17 protein-coding genes are annotated in these 16,458 nt (G+C 66.8%); 12 read left to right on the top strand and 5 right to left on the bottom strand.

Annotation, left to right across the window (positions count from 1 at the left end; genetic code table 11):
* Positions 1–4: 4 nt before the first annotated feature.
* From VPH40_RS05545 to VPH40_RS05600, 12 genes are all read left to right on the top strand, one after another.
* Positions 5–1,561: a hypothetical protein gene (locus VPH40_RS05545; protein ID WP_328572924.1), complete on the top strand. Its 1,557-nt coding sequence runs from the start codon at positions 5–7 to the stop codon at positions 1,559–1,561.
* On the top strand, positions 1,558–2,229 hold the full coding sequence (locus tag VPH40_RS05550; protein ID WP_305055799.1) for a hypothetical protein: 672 nt from the start codon (positions 1,558–1,560) through the stop codon (positions 2,227–2,229). The genes VPH40_RS05545 and VPH40_RS05550 overlap by 4 nt, the downstream gene beginning before the upstream one ends.
* Entirely contained in the window at positions 2,226–2,639 is a 414-nt protein-coding gene (locus VPH40_RS05555; RefSeq protein WP_328572925.1) for a hypothetical protein, read from the top strand. The genes VPH40_RS05550 and VPH40_RS05555 overlap by 4 nt, the downstream gene beginning before the upstream one ends.
* Complete coding sequence (locus VPH40_RS05560; RefSeq protein ID WP_328572926.1) at positions 2,636–3,358, top strand: hypothetical protein; 723 nt, start codon at positions 2,636–2,638, stop codon at positions 3,356–3,358. The genes VPH40_RS05555 and VPH40_RS05560 overlap by 4 nt, the downstream gene beginning before the upstream one ends.
* Positions 3,355–4,071 carry a type II secretion system protein gene (locus VPH40_RS05565; protein WP_289910495.1) on the top strand — a complete coding sequence of 239 codons (717 nt, stop codon included), beginning with the start codon at positions 3,355–3,357 and terminating at the stop codon, positions 4,069–4,071. The genes VPH40_RS05560 and VPH40_RS05565 overlap by 4 nt, the downstream gene beginning before the upstream one ends.
* A complete protein-coding gene (locus VPH40_RS05570) occupies positions 4,071–4,844 on the top strand; it encodes an ABC transporter permease subunit (RefSeq protein WP_328572927.1) in 774 nt (257 codons plus the stop codon). Before VPH40_RS05565 ends, VPH40_RS05570 begins: the two co-directional genes overlap by 1 nt.
* Positions 4,844–5,566 (top strand): hypothetical protein, encoded by a 723-nt coding sequence (locus VPH40_RS05575; RefSeq protein WP_289910497.1) that lies wholly within the window; start codon positions 4,844–4,846, stop codon positions 5,564–5,566. Before VPH40_RS05570 ends, VPH40_RS05575 begins: the two co-directional genes overlap by 1 nt.
* Before the next feature lie 77 nt (positions 5,567–5,643).
* Positions 5,644–6,216 (top strand): prepilin-type N-terminal cleavage/methylation domain-containing protein, encoded by a 573-nt coding sequence (locus VPH40_RS05580; protein WP_289897521.1) that lies wholly within the window; start codon positions 5,644–5,646, stop codon positions 6,214–6,216.
* 27 nt (positions 6,217–6,243) lie between these two features.
* Entirely contained in the window at positions 6,244–6,606 is a 363-nt protein-coding gene (locus VPH40_RS05585; protein ID WP_099667507.1) for a YgiW/YdeI family stress tolerance OB fold protein, read from the top strand.
* A 234-nt stretch (positions 6,607–6,840) separates the two neighbouring features.
* A complete protein-coding gene (locus tag VPH40_RS05590) occupies positions 6,841–11,310 on the top strand; it encodes a PAS domain-containing protein (protein ID WP_328572928.1) in 4,470 nt (1,489 codons plus the stop codon).
* Complete coding sequence (locus VPH40_RS05595) at positions 11,307–12,230, top strand: diguanylate cyclase domain-containing protein (protein ID WP_099667505.1); 924 nt, start codon at positions 11,307–11,309, stop codon at positions 12,228–12,230. The genes VPH40_RS05590 and VPH40_RS05595 overlap by 4 nt, the downstream gene beginning before the upstream one ends.
* Before the next feature lie 34 nt (positions 12,231–12,264).
* The gene (locus VPH40_RS05600) at positions 12,265–12,549 is read left to right on the top strand and encodes a hypothetical protein (RefSeq protein ID WP_328572929.1); all 285 of its coding nucleotides are present in this window, start codon (positions 12,265–12,267) and stop codon (positions 12,547–12,549) included.
* Here VPH40_RS05600 and VPH40_RS05605 read toward each other — a convergent pair.
* From VPH40_RS05605 to VPH40_RS05625, 5 genes are all read right to left on the bottom strand, one after another.
* Complete coding sequence (locus VPH40_RS05605; RefSeq protein ID WP_099667502.1) at positions 12,540–12,995, bottom strand: MaoC family dehydratase; 456 nt, start codon at positions 12,993–12,995, stop codon at positions 12,540–12,542. The two genes, VPH40_RS05600 and VPH40_RS05605, sit on opposite strands and share 10 nt — an antisense overlap.
* Positions 12,988–13,485 (bottom strand): MaoC family dehydratase, encoded by a 498-nt coding sequence (locus tag VPH40_RS05610; protein ID WP_099667501.1) that lies wholly within the window; start codon positions 13,483–13,485, stop codon positions 12,988–12,990. The genes VPH40_RS05605 and VPH40_RS05610 overlap by 8 nt, the downstream gene beginning before the upstream one ends.
* Positions 13,482–14,627 carry an acyl-CoA dehydrogenase family protein gene (locus VPH40_RS05615; RefSeq protein ID WP_328572930.1) on the bottom strand — a complete coding sequence of 382 codons (1,146 nt, stop codon included), beginning with the start codon at positions 14,625–14,627 and terminating at the stop codon, positions 13,482–13,484. The genes VPH40_RS05610 and VPH40_RS05615 overlap by 4 nt, the downstream gene beginning before the upstream one ends.
* A gap of 16 nt (positions 14,628–14,643) precedes the next feature.
* Entirely contained in the window at positions 14,644–15,834 is a 1,191-nt protein-coding gene (locus tag VPH40_RS05620) for an acyl-CoA dehydrogenase family protein (RefSeq protein ID WP_289904648.1), read from the bottom strand.
* 182 nt (positions 15,835–16,016) lie between these two features.
* On the bottom strand, positions 16,017–16,367 hold the full coding sequence (locus tag VPH40_RS05625) for a VOC family protein (protein WP_099667498.1): 351 nt from the start codon (positions 16,365–16,367) through the stop codon (positions 16,017–16,019).
* Positions 16,368–16,458: the final 91 nt, after the last annotated feature.

Raw genomic sequence — 16,458 nt, forward strand, 5'->3', positions numbered from 1 at the left:
CGCCGTGTTCCGCAAACAATTACTCTACCTCACCAGCGACGCCCTGTGCGCTTACGACTGGAACCACGGCGTGCTGGGCCCCGGCCAGGCCTTCCCCGCCAGCGCGGCCGGGCTGGACGGCTTCGCCGCGTGGCTGGAAGACCCGCAGGAGCGCAGGCTCGACGTGCCCGCCTACCTGCTGACGGACTTGATCGAGGAAGATTTCCAGCATCAGCTCGTACCCCACGTGCGCGGCAAGGCGGGCCGCGCCCTGCTGGAGCGGCGCAAGCAGCAGTTACACCGCGACACGCCCTACCGGGGCAGCACCCTGCTGGGGCGCGAAAGCACGGGACGCCATGACGACCAGGTACTGTTTTTCGCCCTCACCAATCCCACCTTGCTGCAGCCGTGGACGGAGGCGCTCGAACACTTGCGCGTGCCCGTGGCTGGCATCTATTCGACCAGCCTGCTCAGTATCGCGCTGGTCAAAAAGTTGTCGATCGCGCATGAACACTTGCTGCTGGTGACGCAGCAATCAGGCGGCTTGCGGCAAAGTTACTATGAAAAGGGCCAGCTGCGCTTTTCGCGCCAGACGGCGACCATCGCGCTCGACGGCGTGGCCGTGAATATCGCGCTGGAAACGGAAAAGACACGACAATTTCTCACCAGTACGCGCATGCTGGCGCGCGGCGACGTCTTGAATACCGTCATCCTGGCGCCGGCCGTGCAGATCGCCAAGCTCGAGCTGCTGTGCGATAACGGCGTCGAAGTGGCTTACCACTTCATCGACCTGCAGCTGGCCGGCGAACGGGTGGGCTTGCGCCAGACGCCGGCGCTGGCCGACGAATTGCTGCTGACCTTGCTGGGCAAGCATCCGCCGTCCAGCCACTATCCGCCCGGCGCGCTGGCCCGCTATTACCACTTCCAGCGCGCGCGCAAGACGCTGTACGGCGCCAGCGCCCTGATCGGCGCGTCGGCCGCCCTGTGGTGCGTGATCAATTTGCTTGGCGGCATCGCCGACGGGGCCAGCACGCAGCGGCTGGCGCAGGAAACGGCGTCCTACCAGGAGCGTTACCGCAGCGTCATGTCGACCCAGCCGCCGGCGCCGGCCAAGACGCAGAACATGAAAGTGGCCGTCACCCTGGGCCAGATGATCGCCAGCCAGGCGCCGGAGCCGGGCCGCCTGCTGGGCATGCTGAGCGCCGCGCTGGACCAGGCGCCGCAGGTCGCGCTGGGCCAGCTGCACTGGCATGCGGGCCAGGCGCCCGCGCGCACGGGCGCGGGCCAGCCGCCGCAGCAGCAGACTGCGCCGCCCCACAGCGCCCTGGCCGGCATCCCTGTCGCGCCGCCGCAGGCGCTGCGCCTGGAAGCGGATGTGGCCATGCCAAATAATGACTACCGCGCCGCGCTGGCCGCCATCACGGCCTTCGCGCAAACCCTGGCGCGCCAGCCGCGCATGCAGGTGACGATCGAGGAAACGCCGCTCGACCTGCGTCCCAGCGCGGCCCTGTCCGGCAAGAGCGCCGCGCCGGCGCAGGACAGCCAGGCCCGCTTTACCCTCTTGCTGGAGTGGCAGCCATGAGCGGCCCCGTGAAGCAGCCGCCCCTGCCCGGCATGCAGCGGGCAGGCACGCCCACGCGCACCCTGCCCGCCTGGCTGGGCGAACTGCACCTGGTACGCGCCGCCCTGCTGTGCTTTGCGCTGACCTTGCTGGCCAGCCTGCTGCTGCTGAGCCTGACCGCCGCCTATCGCATGCGCGAAGCGCAACAGCTGTACCTGGCCCAGCACACGCGCGCGGCGGCGGCCACCCTGTTCAACCACGCGGAAGCGGAAAAGCAGGAAATCCGCGCCTACGAACCGCAATTTTTGGCCCTGCGCCAGCGCGGCCTGATCGGCGAGGAAAACCGCCTGGCCTGGATCGACGCCATCCGCCGCAGCCAGGAACAGCGCAAATTGCTGCCGATCAGCTATGACATCAGCCCGCAGCAAGCGCTGCCCGTGCCGTTGCCCATGGTGATGGGGCAATATCACCTGCGCGGCAGCCGCATGCGCCTGCAGATGGATTTGCTGCACGAAATGGACTTGCTGAATCTGTTTGACGATTTGCGCCAGGCCGGCTATTTCGCCGTGCAGGATTGCACGCTCAAGCGCCATGGCGCGGCCGGCGGCGAGGCGGTGCCGACCCTGGGCGCCGAATGCGAACTGCTGTGGCTGACCGTCAACAGCGTGCCCGTGCCGGGGCGGCCATGAAGTCCGCCCGCATCCTGTGCGCGCTGCTGGCCGGCGCCGCACTCACGGCGCAGGGGCAGGCGCAGCCGCTGGGACGTTTGTTCCTGTCGCCCCAGCAGCGCGCCCAGCTCGACGCGCAGCGCTACGGGCCGCCGCCACCCGATCCCGCCCTGGCTGCCCCCACGCCACCGCCACCGCCGCCGCCCGCGCCGCCCGTGGAATTGAATGGCGTGGTGCAGCGCAGCAGCGGCCGCTCCACCGTCTGGCTGAACCAGGAAGCGCAGAACGAGCCGCACAACCGCCTTGCCCGCGACAAGCCCGGCACCCTGACCCTGCGCCTGTCGAATGGCCAGGCGGTGCTGCTGAAACCTGGCCAGCGCTACGACCCGGCCAGCGGCACGGTCACCGAAGTGCAGGAGACACCGCCATGACGCTACGGCAAGCTCGTCGCCAGCGCGGCGCGGCCCTGTTGCTGCTGGTGGCCGTGCTGAGCCTGGGCGCGGCCAGCCTGCTGATCAGCGCCTTTGGCCGCAAGACGGGCGAGGCCGAACGCCAGCAGCGCACGCTGGACACCCTGGCGCAGGCGCGCGAAGCCTTGCTGGGCTTTGCGGCGGTCAATGGCCGCCTGCCCCGTCCGGCCGCCTCCGCCCTCGACGGGCGCGAACGGGCCGCCGACTGCGCCGACGATGCCGCCTGCAGCGGCTTCCTGCCATGGGTGGCGCTGGGCGTGGCGGGCAGCGACGCCTGGGGCAAGCTGCTGCGCTACAGCGTCACGCCGGAAATGGCGCGCGCGCCCATCGTCTCGTTTTCCGCCGTCGCCAACCGGGTCGTGCTCGAGCGCGACGCGCGCGGCGATTTCGCCTTCGTCGCGGGCCAGGCACTGTGCGACGTCAGCGTCGAATGCCTGCCCGTCGTGCTGTTCTCGCAAGGCAAGAATCACTACGGCACGGCCGCCAGCGGCGTGACGCAGATCAATACGGCACGCGGCAATCTCGACGAAGCCGCCAACGACCGCGCCAGCCGCAGTTTCATCGCCCGCCCCGCCACCGACAATGCCGCGCTGCCCGGCGGCGCCTTCGACGACATGCTCACCTGGATTACCTTGCCCACCCTGTACCAACGCATGCGCGCCGCGCGCAACCTGCCATGAGCCCCCGCCCGCATCCATCTCGCCGCCAGGGCGGCTTTTCCCTGATCGAGATCGCCATCGTGCTCGTCATCGTGGGCTTGATGATAGGCGGCCTGGTCACGCCCTTGACGGTGCAGCTGGAACAGCGCAAGGTGGCCGAGACGCAACAGGCGCTGAATGAAGCGAAGGAAGCGCTGACGGGCTACGCGCTGCGCTACGGCTACCTGCCCTGTCCCGCCATCTCCGCCATGAGCGGCCTGGAAGACCGGCGCGGCACCCGCTGCACGGGCGAAAAGCGCGCCGGTTTCCTGCCGTGGGCCACCCTGGGGTTGCGTCAGGGCGACAGCTGGAACAATCTGTTCCGCTACAGCGTGACGCCGGCCTTCAGCGACAGCGGCCAGCTTTTCAGCCTGTCGACGCCGCGCGACATCAGCATCGTCACGCGCAATGGCGGCGCGCTGCTGCAGGCGACGGCCTTGAACGACATCCCCGCCATGATCATGTCGCACGGCAAGAACGGTTTCGGCGCCACGGGCGTGCAGGGCCAGCGCCAGGCTGTGCCTTTCGGCAACAATGTCGACGAGCGCAACAATGCTACGAACGCCACCACCGTCATCAGCCGCGCCGCCAGCGGCCCGCAGCAGCCCGGCGGCGAGTTCGACGATATCGTCGCCTGGCTGTCGCCGAACATCCTGTTCAACCGCATGGTGGCCGCGCAAAGGCTGCCCCGCTGATGCCCATGCTCTCGCCCGCCGCCGCCATCGCCCGCTACACCTTGCTCGAAGCGCTGCGCAGCCGCCTGCCGTGGCTGTTCCTGCTGGCCGCCTGCGGCGCCGCCGCCCTGGCCGGCTTCCTGCAGCAACTGGCGCTGACGGAAAGCGGCGCCGTGCAGGCGGCGCTACTGGCGGCCGCCTTGCGCCTGGCCGGCGTCTTCCTGCTGGCCACCTTCATCATCACCAGCATGGCGCGCGAAGCGGCCGACCGGGGCCTGGAACTGCTGCTGGCGCTGCCCATGCCGCGCGCCGCCTACCTGCTGGGAAAACTGCTGGGCTACGGGGCGCTGGCGGCCGTGCCCGCCGTGCTGTTCGGCCTGCTGATGGCCCTGTTCGCCGCGCCCGCGCAAAGCGCGCTGTGGGCGCTGTCGCTGCTGGGCGAATTGTGGATCGTCGCCGCCTTCAGCCTGCTGTGCGCGGCCAGCCTGCAGCAGGCCCTGCCGGCGCTGGCCGCGACTGGCGGTTTCTATGTGCTGGCGCGCATGCTGGGCAGCCTGCAACTGCTGGCGCACGGCCCGCAGGCGGGCGACTCGCTGGCGCAGCGGGCCACGGCCGGCGCCATCGACGTGCTGGCCCTGTTGCTGCCCCGCCTGGACGCCTTTGCGCGCACGGAATGGCTGCTGTACGCCACCGGGAACTGGCCAGCCCTGGCCAATGTGGCGGCGCAAACCGGCATCTACGTGGCCTTGCTGGCCAGCTGCGCGCTGTGCGACTTTTACCGCAGGAACATCTGATGGCCGCCGCCCAGCGCCCCTGGAGCAGCGTGCCGCGCCCCCTGTGCTGGCTGCTGGCGGCATGCCTGCTGCTGCAGCTGGGCTGGCGCCTGGCGCAGCAGCAAGCGCCGGCGCAGGCGCGGCCCCTGCCCGCCGCGCCGCCGGCGGGCGTGGCGCGCCTGGCCAGCCTGGGCGAGCCGCTGGCCATGTCGAAAGCCATGCTGCTGTACCTGCAGTCGTTCGAAGACCAGGCCGGCGTCAGCCTGCCGTGGCGCGAACTCGACTATGACCGCCTGGCCGGCTGGCTGGAAACGGCGCAAACGCTCGATCCGCGCAGCCAGTATGCGCTGGTGGCCGCCAGCGAAGTGTACGCGGGCGTGGCCGACCCGCAGCGCGTGCGGCGCATGCTGGCCTTTGTCGCCGCCAGCTTCGCGGCCGACCCGCAGCGCCGCTGGCCCGCCATGGCGCAGGCGGCGCTGGTGGCGAAGCACCAGCTGCACGACCTGCCGCTGGCCCTGTCGTATGCGCGTGAACTGCGGCGGCTGGCGACGGGGCCGCAAGTGCCATCCTGGGTGCGCGAGATGGAAGCGTTCATCCTGGAAGACATGGACCAGCTCGACAGCGCCCGCCTGGTGATCGGCGGCCTGCTCGCCAGCGGCCAGATCAGCGATCCGCACGAACTGGCCTTCCTCGCGCGCCGGCTCGACGAACTTGCCAAGAAGAAAGCAAAGGCCACGCCATGACCCTGCCATGCGCGCCCGGCATCAAATGCAGTAAACTGCCAACCCAAGCTGTCGCACTTTTTTTCCAAGGAAATCCCATGCTCCCACGCCGCCAGCACGGCTTTACGCTCGTAGAAATCGCCATCGTCCTGGTCATCATCGGCTTGCTGCTCGGTGGCGTGCTCAAGGGACAAGGCTTGATCGACAGCGCCAAGGTGAAAAACATCATCCAGCAATCGAATGCGCTGACGGCCGCCGTCAACGCCTACCAGGACAAATTCCGCGCCCTGCCCGGCGACGACCTGCAGGGCACCCTGCACGTGCCCAATTCGGCCGGCAACGGCAATGGCGACGGCCAGATCGGCGACGGCCAGCCGCGCGAATTCACCCTGGCGCCGCAGCACCTGGCCCTGGGCGGCTTCATCACCGGCTCGTTCAACGGCACCTCGCAATTCATGACCAGCGCCCAGGGCGGCGCCGTCTACCTGTACAACGACGAAGTGGGCGGCCGCGCCGGCAACGGCATCCGTTTCGACAACTTGCCCGAGAGCTACGCGGAACAGATCGACAGCAAACTCGACGATGGCGTGGCCAGCACGGGCAGCGTCCGGGCGAACATGCCCTATGGCAATGCCGGTGCTATCATCCCCCGCACCGCCGTCTTCTTCTGAGCCGTCAGTCACTATCAAAGGAATACCATGCCACTGCACCGCAAACTCATCGTCTCCCTGGCCGCCTGCGCCTTGCTGGCCGGCAGCGCGCACGCCCAATACGTGGGCCCGACGGCCGGCCCGGCCGCACCCAGCAGCGTGGCCGCCATCCTGAAAAATCCCGTCGATGACCAGGCCGTCGTGCTGCGCGGCCATTTGCTGCGCAAAGTGGGCAAGGAGAAATACACGTTCTCCGACGGCACGGCGGAAATCCGCGTGGACATCGACGACAAGGTCTTCATGAACCGCAAGATCGACGCCAAGACCCAAGTGGAAATCCGCGGCGAAGTGGAGAAGGATTTCATGGAAAGCCCGGAAATCGATGTCGACGTACTGACCGTGGTGCCGTAAACCCGCCTTGCCATCCCGCCGCCACGGCGGGATGGGCGTTCCCCCTCCTCTGTATGCCTTGCGCAACCTTTTTTCCATTCCAGAAACTAGGCTTGTCAGAAGAATCAATTTCGTCTAGCATCTTTTCATTCAAGGTCAGCCAGCGCCAGCGTGAGCCTGCCTGTCGACTCATCCATTCTGGGAGCTTTCCGGGTGCAAGATTTGCCTTCGATACGCTCAAGAATTTCATGGCTGGTGCTTGCCTGGGTCATTCCGACGGCGCTCGTGTTTCTCCTGCTCGTGGCGCAAAGTTACACGCGCGAACGCGACCATGTCGTCAGCGAAACGGCGCAGGCGGCGCGCGCGGTGGCAGCCGCCGTCGAACGCGACTTGAACGGCGCCCAGATGGCCGCGCGCATCCTGGCCGGCTCGCCCGCCCTGCAAGCGGACGACATCGGCGCCCTGCGGGCCCTGGCCGCCGGCCTGCTGCAGCCTGGCCTGGCCGTCAGCGCCTTCATCGTCTCCGACGCCAAGGGCCGCCAGCTGATCAATACGACCCTGCCCGCCAGCCAGGCGCCGCCTCCCCTGCCGCAAAAATGGGCCGCCAGCATGGAGCGCACGCGCGACTCCGGCAAGCCGCGGCTGACCAGCCTGACCAAGGCGCCCGACAGCCTGCCGCAGCTGGCCCTGAACCTGCCCTTGCCGCGCAACCAGGGTAGCGCCTACGTGCTGACGGCCCTGTACCCGCCCGACTACCTGGCCGTGCTGCTGCGCGAGCTGCACCTGCCAGCCTACCTGGGCGCGGCCATCATCAATGCCGACGGCATCAACGTGGCGCGCACGCTGGCGCCGCAGCGCTATGTGGGCCAGCGCAGCGCGGCGCCCCTGCTGGAACAGATACGCCAGGCGCGCGAAGGCGTGCTGCGCCATGCCACGCTGGAAGGCATCGACGTGTATACGGGCTTTCGCCGCGCCCCGGACGCCGCCTGGACGGTGGCCGTCACCATGCGCACCAGCACGGTGGCGCAAGCCCTGCTGCGCTCGGTAGTCACGGGTTCCCTCATCCTGGCGCTGCTGCTGGGCGCCGGCTTCGCCCTGGCCTGGCGCGTGGGCGGCCGCCTGGCCAGCACCCTGCAGGAACTGACGCAGCAGATCCATGCGCTGGCGCAAGGCAAACCCCTGCTCTCGAACCGGCATGCGGACCGCGAATCGGCCGACATGGCCAGCGCCCTGGGCGCGCTGGAACGCGACCTGCGGCGTCACCGCACGCAGCTCGAAAGCCTGGTGGCCGAGCGCACGCTGGCCCTGGGGAAATCCACGCGCCTGCTGGAAACCGTGTACGCGACGGCGCCGATCGGCATGCTGTTCGTGGACCTGGACTTGCGCATTGTCATGATCAACCACTACCTGGCCGCCATCAATGGGGCCAGCGTGGCGCAGCACCTGGGCCGTCCCGTGGGCGCCATGCTGTTCGACGACGCCGTGCGGGCGGAGGTGGAACGCTGCGTGCGCCAGGTGCTCGGGACGGGACAGCCCATCGTCGACATCGAATTGAAGGGCCATAGCGGCCAGCAGCGCGAGCAGCTGAGCCACTGGATCGTCTCGTACCACCCGATCTTCGGCCCGGAACAGCAATTGCTGGGCGTATCGGGCCTGTGGCTGGATATTAGCGAGCGCAAGCGCAGCGAAGCGGAATTTCGCCGCTCGAAACACTTGTTTGGCACCATCATCGAAAACATCCCGGCCATGGTCTTCGTCAAGCGCGCCGATAAGCTGAGCTTTGAAATGGTCAACCGCCACGCGGAACTGACCCTGGGACGCTCGCGCGAACAGTTGCTGGGCAAGACGGACCACGATTTCTTCCCGCCGCAGCAGGCGTCCGCCTTCGTCAGCGCCGACCGCAAGCTGCTGGCCACGGGGCAGATGGTGGAAATCGAACAGGAAGCGATCAATACGGCCGACGGCACCACGCGCCACTTCACCACGCGCAAGGTGGTCTTGCGCGACGATGCGGGGCGCGCCAGCCATGTGCTGGGGGTATCGATCGACATCACGGAACGCAAGCGCGCCACCGAGGTGCTGCACGCCACCACGTGGCGCCTGGAACAGAACGAACGCTTCATCCGCACCGTCACCGACAACCTGCCCGGCATGGTGTCGTACTGGGGCGCCGATTTGCGTTGCCGATTTGCAAATAAATTCTATAACGAATGGTTTGGCCGCAGCAGCGCCGAACTGGCCGGCATCCACATGAGCGAATTGCTGGGGCAGGAACTGTTCGACGTGTATGCGCCCCACGTCGAGGGCGTGCTGGCGGGCCGGCCGCAAAGCTTCGAGCGCGACCTGCTCGATCCCGGCGGCCAGGTGTGCCACACGTGGACCAATTACATCCCCGATTTCGACGACGGCGGCGGCGTGCGCGGCTTCTTCGTGCTGGCCTCGGACGTTTCCGAACTCAAGCGCACGGAATTGCGCCTGCATGAACTCAACGAGCAGATGGTGCGCGCGCGCGACAAGGCCGAGGCCGCCAGCGTCGCGAAAAGCGAATTCGTCGCCAACATGAGCCATGAAATCCGCACGCCGATGAACGCCATCATCGGCCTGGCGCGCCTGCTGGAAGAGTCGCCGCTGGAACGGCGCGAGCGCAGCTATGTCGGCAAGATCCAGATGGCGACGCAGTCGCTGCTCAATATCGTCAATGACGTGCTCGATTTTTCCAAGATCGAGGCGGGACAGATGGTGCTGGAACAGCGCCGCTTCCAGCTCGAACGCATGTTGGGCAGCGTGGGCGTGTTGCTGGCCAGCAGCGCCTGGGCGCGCGGCGTGGAACCCGTGTTCGTGCTCGCCCCCGGCGTGCCGGACGAACTGATCGGCGACGCCCTGCGCGTGGAGCAAATCCTCATCAACCTGATGGGCAACGCCGTCAAGTTCACCTCGCATGGCGAAGTGGTGTTGTCGATCGACAAGGTGGCCGAGGATGCGGACAGCGCCACCCTCGAATTTTCCGTGCGCGACACGGGCATCGGCATCGGTGCGGCCGAGCAGGAACGCATCTTCGACGCGTTTTCCCAGGGCGACAGCGGCACCAGCCGCAAATATGGGGGCACGGGACTGGGGCTGGCCATCTGCCGGCGCATGGTGGAATTGATGGGCGGCACCCTCAGCGTCAAAAGCACGCTGGGCAAGGGCTCCGACTTCCGCTTCGGCTGCCGCTTCGACAAGGTGGCGCCGCCGCCCGAGCCGCCCGGCAAGAGCGCGCCCAGGGTCCAGTCGCTGCTGATCATCGACGACAATGCCAGCGTGCGCGCCATGCTGGAAGACTGGTGCGCGGCGCAGGGCTGGCACAGCCGCAGCGCCGACAGCGGCGCGGCCGGCCTGGCCCTGCTGCGCGCCCACAGCAGCGGCGGGCCGCCGGCGGACCTGGTGCTGCTCGACGCAGCCATGCCCGGCATGGATGGCATTTCCATGCTCACCGAGGCGCGCGCCGACGAACGCCTGGTACTGCCGCCCGTGATCATGCTGGTGGCCGACCAGGATAGCGAAAACCTCGAACGCCTGGCCGACAGCCTGATGCTGGCAGGCATCGTTTCAAAGCCGGCCACCCCGGCGCGCCTGCTGGCGGCCGTGACGGCCGTGCGCGAAGGCCGCAGCACCCCTTCGGCGCTGCCCGCGTCCACGCCCTTGTCGGGTTTGCTCACCGGCATGCGCGTGCTGCTGGTGGAAGACAATGAAATCAACCAGGAAGTGGCGCAATACATCCTGCTGCACTCGGGCGCGCGCGTGACCGTGGCCGCCAACGGCCGGCTGGCCGTCGACTTGCTCACCAGCACGCCGGACGCCTGGGACGTGCTGCTGATGGATTTGCAGATGCCCGTCATGAACGGCTACGACGCCACCCTGGCCATCCGCGCCCTGGGCTTGCCGGACTTGCCCATCATCGCCATGACGGCCAATGCCATGGACGAAGACCGCCTGCGCGCCATCGCCAGCGGCATGAATGCGCATGTGGCCAAGCCCATCGACGTCGACGAGATGATACAGACGCTGACCCGGCTGGTGCCGGCGCCCTTGGGTGGCGACAGCGCCGTGCAGGCAGCCGATGCCGTCGCGCGGACGCTGGACTTGCCCGCCACGGTGCCCGGCATCGACCTGGCGGCGGCCCTGCACCGCTTCGGCGGCGACTATGGCGCCTTCCTGGCCCTGCTCAAGCGCTTTGAGAATTCGCAAGGCGACGCCGTCGAGGAAACGCGCCGCCTGCTGGCCGCCGGCCAGGCGCAGCAGGCGGCGCAGCTGCTGCACCGCGTGTGCGGCGTGGCGGCCAACCTGGGCGCCACGCACATCGCCAGCCTGGCCGCCGAGACGGAGAAAACGCTGAAAACGGGGCAATCGCACGCCACGTCCGCCATGCTGGGCCGCCTGGAACAGGCGATGGCCGAAGTCATCGAAGCGACGCGCACCCTGCCTTCGCCCCTGCGGCGCAGCCAGCCGGCGGCAGCCGCGCCCGGCAGCGGGCCCGTCGACCTGCACGCCGGCCTGGCCGAATTGCTGGTCTTGATCCGCAACAACAACCTGAAAGCGCTGGCGCAATTTCACGCGCTGCACCCCGCCCTGCAACAGTCAGACCGGGAAGCGGCGCTGGCGATGGCACATGCGATTGAAACGCTGAATTTTGCCGAGGCGGAAAAACTCGTGCTCGATCAGCTGAAACGAGAGGAAAACAAGTGAGCTGGACCAACCTTGCCATGAACGGGCGCATCCTCATCGTCGATGACGCCATGGAAAACATCCAGATCCTGCACCAGCTGCTGCGCGAAGAGCACGACGTGCTGTTCGCCCTCAGCGGTGTGAAGGCGCTGGAAATTGCGCATAATCAACTGCCGGACCTGATCCTGCTCGACGCCGTCATGCCCGGCATGGATGGCTACGCCGTGTGCAGCGCGCTGCGCGAATCGGCCCTGCTGAGCGCCATCCCCGTCATCTTCGTCACGGCCCTGAACCAGCCCGAGGACGAGACGCGGGCGCTGGAAGCGGGCGCCGTCGATTTCATCACGAAACCGTTCAACGCGGCCGTCGTGCGCGCCCGCGTGCGCAGCCAGCTGACCATCAAGCGGCAGGCCGACGCCATGCGCGAACTGTCGCTGACGGATTCGCTCACGGGCGTGGCCAACCGGCGCAGCTTCAACGACACGATGGACAGCGAATGGCGGCGCTGCGCGCGCGACGGCGTGCCGATGGCCATCATCATGGCCGATATCGACCATTTCAAGGATTACAACGATACGTATGGCCATCAGGCGGGCGACCTGTGCCTGCAGCAAGTGAGCGCCGCCCTGCGCCGCTGCGCCGTGCGCCCGCCCGACCTGCTGGCGCGCTATGGCGGCGAGGAATTCATCATCCTGCTGCCGCAGGAAACGCGCGACGGCGCCGAAGTGGTGGCCCAGCGCATCCTCGACGAAGTGCGCGCGCTGGACATTCCGCACGCCAAATCGAGCGTCGGCCCGCACGTCACCGTCAGCCTGGGCATGGCCAGCGTCATGCCCACGGAAGGCATGGACCCCAGCACCCTGATCCGCGCCGCCGACGCCCTGCTGTACCGCGCCAAGCATACGGGGCGGGACAGGTATTGCGCGTCGGAAGAGGAGTGAGCGGGCAGGCTAGCGGCTCCTTGCCGGCGCGGCATTGGAACGATTGGTCCCCGATGGCCGTCCCGTCGTGCTGGGCCAGCCGCCCGCATTGCCCGGGCCAGGACCTCTGCCCGTAGCGCCGCTGCCCCCGGCGGCCGCCTTGCCGCTGCCCGTGGCGCCCTTGCCAGCGCCGCTATTTCCACTGTTTGCCTTGTTGGACATCATCGCCTCCTTCGCCGGAAAACGCCGGCGCGCCACCAGCGTACACCTGGCGCACGCGCAGGAGCGCACGACTGCCTGCCGGCCGGCGAAGCGGGTTCAACTTGCCGCTCAGGGATAACACCGCATCAAAAACTCCGCCACGCACACGGGTTTCGTGTCGCCTTCCCGCTCCATGGTGACGGCCCAGTTGACTTGTGCTCCTTCCGGCAAGTCGTCGACGGAGACGATGTCGAGGCGCGCGCGCAGGCGGCTGTTCACGGGCACGGGTGCGGGGAAGCGCACCTTGTTCAAGCCATAGTTGATGGCCATGCGGATGCCGGCCATGTGCAAGGCCCCCTGCAGCATGGCGGGCAGCAACGATAGCGTCAAGAAGCCGTGCGCCACGGTGCAGCCATACGGCGACTCGCGCGCGCAGCGCTCCGCGTCGACGTGGATCCACTGATGGTCGTCCGTCGCGTCGGCAAAGGTATCGATGCGCTGCTGGGTGATGGTGAGCCAGTCGGAAACGGCCACGTGCTGTCCCGCCAGGGCCTGGAAACCGGCGATGCCGGCGATATCACGCATGGTGTTGCTCCGCTGGCTCCGCCGGGCGGCGGCCGAACATGCCCATGCCCTCCACCGTCGTCACCACTTCGCCATGCTGGTTGCGCACGCTCCACACGGAAATGACGATGCCGCGGTCCGGTTTCGACGTGGATGGGCGCACTTCCTTGACCTGGTAGGTCAGCTGCAAGGTGTCGCCCGCGCGCACGGGCTTGAGCCAGCGGATGCTGTCCAGGCCGGGCGAACCCATGCTGGACGAATGCTTGAGCAGGTTATCCACCACCAGGCGCATCATCATGCCGCACGTGTGCCAGCCGCTGGCGATGACGCCCTTGAAGATGGTTTTTTCGGCGGCCGCATGGTCGACGTGGAACGGCTGCGGATCGAAATCCGTGGCGAAGGCGATGATTTCCCGTTCCGTCACGTGGCGCTGGCCCAGGTCGATTTCCAGGCCTTGCGTAAAATCTTCAAAATACCAGTGCTTGGGTTTGATTCCGGTCAATGCGGTCATGCGGTCTCCGTCGGCAAAAAGCCCGGCTGGGCGATAAAGCGCTCGATATGGTGCTCCACGTCGCCCAGGGTCAGGGCGATCATGGAGAGGCGCTTGAAATGGTGGGCGGCAGGCAATTCGTCCGTCACGCCCATGCCGCCATGCAACTGCACGGCTTGCTGGCCGACAAAGGTGGCGGCCAGGCCCACCCTCGCCTTGGCGGCGGACACCGTGCGGCGCCGCTCGGCCGCGTCGGCACTATCGACCTTGGCGGCGGCCAGCATGGCCATCGAGCGCGCCTGCTCCAGGTGGATGAACATGTCGGCCATGCGGTGCTGCAAGGCCTGGAACTTGCCGATCGGCGCGCCGAACTGCTGGCGCGTTTTCAGATACTCGAGCGTGGCGGCGAAGATGGCGTCCATGGCGCCCACGGCTTCCGCGCACAGCAGGGCCACGCCGTAATCGACGGCCGCGTCCAGCACGGCCCAGCCCTGCCCCGCCTGACCGATCAGCGCGTCATGCCCCAGCACCACTTGCACGAGGGTGACGGTGGCGGCACGCTGGCCGTCGATGGTGCGGCAGTCGCGCACGGTCACGCCCGGCGCATCCACAGGCACGAGGAATAGCGAAATGCCATCCGTGCCGTCCTGGCCGCCGCCGCTGCGCGCGGAAACGATCAGGGAATCCGCCTGCGCGCCGTGGATGACGACGGTTTTTTCGCCGTCCAGCACGAAACCGTCGCCGCTGGCCGTGGCGGTGGTGGCGATGTCATGTAAATCGTGGCGCGACTGGCGTTCGCCCAGCGCGCAGGCGAGCTTCAGGCTGCCGCCGGCAACCTGCTCCAGCACGGCGTCGTGGCCGCCCGCCAGGGTCAGGAAGCGCGCCCCCAGCACGGTGGCGAAATACGGTTCGACCACGAGGCCGCGCCCCAGTTCCTGCATCACCAGCAGCATGTCCACGGCCGTGCCGTCGAAGCCGCCCGCCGCGGCCGGCAGCGGCAAGGCCGTCATGCCCAGCTCGGCCAGGGTGGCCCAGGCAGCGCTTGAGACGCCCGTGGCCGAGTGGACGATCTGCTTGCGTGTTTCAAACGAGTAATCCTTGTCGACCCAGCGCCGGAGCGCATCGGCGAATTGCTGCTGTTCCTGATTAAAATGGAAGTCCATGTCGTCTCCTTCTGGCTTACAGGCCCAGGATCATCTGCGTGATGATGTTTTTCTGGATTTCATTCGAGCCGCCATAGATCGATGTCTTGCGGTAATTAAAGTAATACGCGGCCAAGGGCGCGGCCAGGTCGTCGCCGGCGGCACTGTGCGGCGCGCCGCCATCGAGGAAAGCGGGATCGAACGGCAAGGCTTGCGGGCCGATGGCTTCCACCATCAATTCCGTCAACTGCTGCTGCAATTCCGAACCGCGCACCTTCAGCATCGACGCCTGCGGTCCCGGCCCCTTGCCTTCGTCGCTGATGACGCGCAAGACCGTCATTTCCAGCGCCATCAATTCGATTTCCAGGGTAGCGACCTTGGCCGCGAAGGCGGGATCGTGCAGCAGCGGCGCGCCGCGCTTGGTTTGCTGCATGGCAAGCTGCTTGAGGAAAGTCAATTCGCGCTTGGAGCGGCCCACGGCGGCGATGCCCGTGCGCTCGTGTCCCAGCAGATACTTGGCGTATGTCCAGCCCTTGTTTTCCTGGCCGACCAGGTTGCTGACGGGCACGCGCACGTTGTCGAAAAAGACTTCGTTCACTTCATGTTCTTCATCGAGCATGATGATGGGACGCACGGTGATGCCCGGCGTTTTCATGTCGATCAACAGGAAACTGATGCCTTCCTGCTTGCGCACCGTGCTATCCGTGCGCACCAGGCAAAAGATCATGTCCGCGTGCTGGCCCAGCGTCGTCCAGGTTTTCTGGCCGTTGACGATGTAATGGTCGCCGTCGCGCTGGGCCGTGGTTTTCAGGGAAGCGAGGTCGGAACCGGCGCCCGGCTCGGAATAACCCTGGCACCACCAGTCGTCGCAGTTGAGGATGCGCGGCAGATAATAGGCTTTCTGTTCGGCGTTGGCGAAGGCCATGATGACGGGCGCCACCATGTTGACGCCGAATGGCAGGATGGGCGGCGTGGCGGCGCGCGCGCACTCGTCTTCCCAGATGTGGCGCTGCACGGCCGTCCAGCCCGTGCCGCCATGTTCGACAGGCCAGGCCGGCGCGGCCCAGCCTTGCTTTGCAACAATCTTGTGCCAGCGCACATAATCGTCGCGGTTCAGGCGCAGATGCTGGCGCACCTTGCGCTGCAAGTCCGCCGGCAAATGGGTGTCGAGGAAGGCGCGCACCGTGTCGCGGAACGCCGTCTCCCCGGCCGTGTAATGCAGGTCCATGTCTGTGTCCTTGTTCTTATCGGTTGCCGTGATGACTGCACGCAAGGAAGCTCAGCGCACAAAAAAGCACGACCGTTCTCAAGGATTGTACAACAGATTGGGAGCGGCGCCAGGGGTTTTACAAAGGCTGGCGCGCAAGGGAAGCGGGCGGAATTGATTGCCTGCTGCCGCAGGCACTTCGCCTATATGTGCGACAGGATATTAATGAGCTTGCCGAAAGGGTCGCGCACGAAAAACCGCCTGACACCCCAAGGTTCATCGACAGGACCATATTCAATGGGAAACCCCGCCACACGCATGCGTGCCAATGCGGCATCCACGTCATCGACTTCTATGGAAAGGTCGGGCACAGCGGTGTTCGAGCCGCCTTGCGTCGCGAAGCTCACTTGCACGCTCATCTCGCTTTGCGAACCATACGTCATGATCCAGCCATGGTCCATCAACAGGCTCAAACCCAGCACGTCCTCGTAAAAAGTCCGCGCCAGGCCCGGATCCGACGCCGGGAAATTTGCAACGATACGCTTGACTTGCATATTTTTCCTCCATGTCTATATAAGTCCAACCCTGCTCAATATCGTCATCCACGTCTCCAGACGTGTCCGCTTCTGGCGAGATTGCCACTGT

This window comes from Janthinobacterium sp. P210005, assembly GCF_036231865.1.
GTDB lineage: Bacteria > Pseudomonadota > Gammaproteobacteria > Burkholderiales > Burkholderiaceae_D > Janthinobacterium > Janthinobacterium kumbetense.

Coding starts and splice junctions, on each gene's coding strand:
- VPH40_RS05605 (WP_099667502.1), bottom strand. CDS start 12,995: ATGCGTGATATCGCCGGCATCGCCGGTTTCCAGGCCCTGGCGGGACAG.
- VPH40_RS05550 (WP_305055799.1), top strand. CDS start 1,558: ATGAGCGGCCCCGTGAAGCAGCCGCCCCTGCCCGGCATGCAGCGGGCA.
- VPH40_RS05580 (WP_289897521.1), top strand. CDS start 5,644: ATGCTCCCACGCCGCCAGCACGGCTTTACGCTCGTAGAAATCGCCATC.
- VPH40_RS05555 (WP_328572925.1), top strand. CDS start 2,226: ATGAAGTCCGCCCGCATCCTGTGCGCGCTGCTGGCCGGCGCCGCACTC.
- VPH40_RS05585 (WP_099667507.1), top strand. CDS start 6,244: ATGCCACTGCACCGCAAACTCATCGTCTCCCTGGCCGCCTGCGCCTTG.
- VPH40_RS05565 (WP_289910495.1), top strand. CDS start 3,355: ATGAGCCCCCGCCCGCATCCATCTCGCCGCCAGGGCGGCTTTTCCCTG.
- VPH40_RS05560 (WP_328572926.1), top strand. CDS start 2,636: ATGACGCTACGGCAAGCTCGTCGCCAGCGCGGCGCGGCCCTGTTGCTG.
- VPH40_RS05615 (WP_328572930.1), bottom strand. CDS start 14,627: ATGGACTTCCATTTTAATCAGGAACAGCAGCAATTCGCCGATGCGCTC.
- VPH40_RS05575 (WP_289910497.1), top strand. CDS start 4,844: ATGGCCGCCGCCCAGCGCCCCTGGAGCAGCGTGCCGCGCCCCCTGTGC.
- VPH40_RS05610 (WP_099667501.1), bottom strand. CDS start 13,485: ATGACCGCATTGACCGGAATCAAACCCAAGCACTGGTATTTTGAAGAT.
- VPH40_RS05620 (WP_289904648.1), bottom strand. CDS start 15,834: ATGGACCTGCATTACACGGCCGGGGAGACGGCGTTCCGCGACACGGTG.
- VPH40_RS05625 (WP_099667498.1), bottom strand. CDS start 16,367: ATGCAAGTCAAGCGTATCGTTGCAAATTTCCCGGCGTCGGATCCGGGC.
- VPH40_RS05570 (WP_328572927.1), top strand. CDS start 4,071: ATGCCCATGCTCTCGCCCGCCGCCGCCATCGCCCGCTACACCTTGCTC.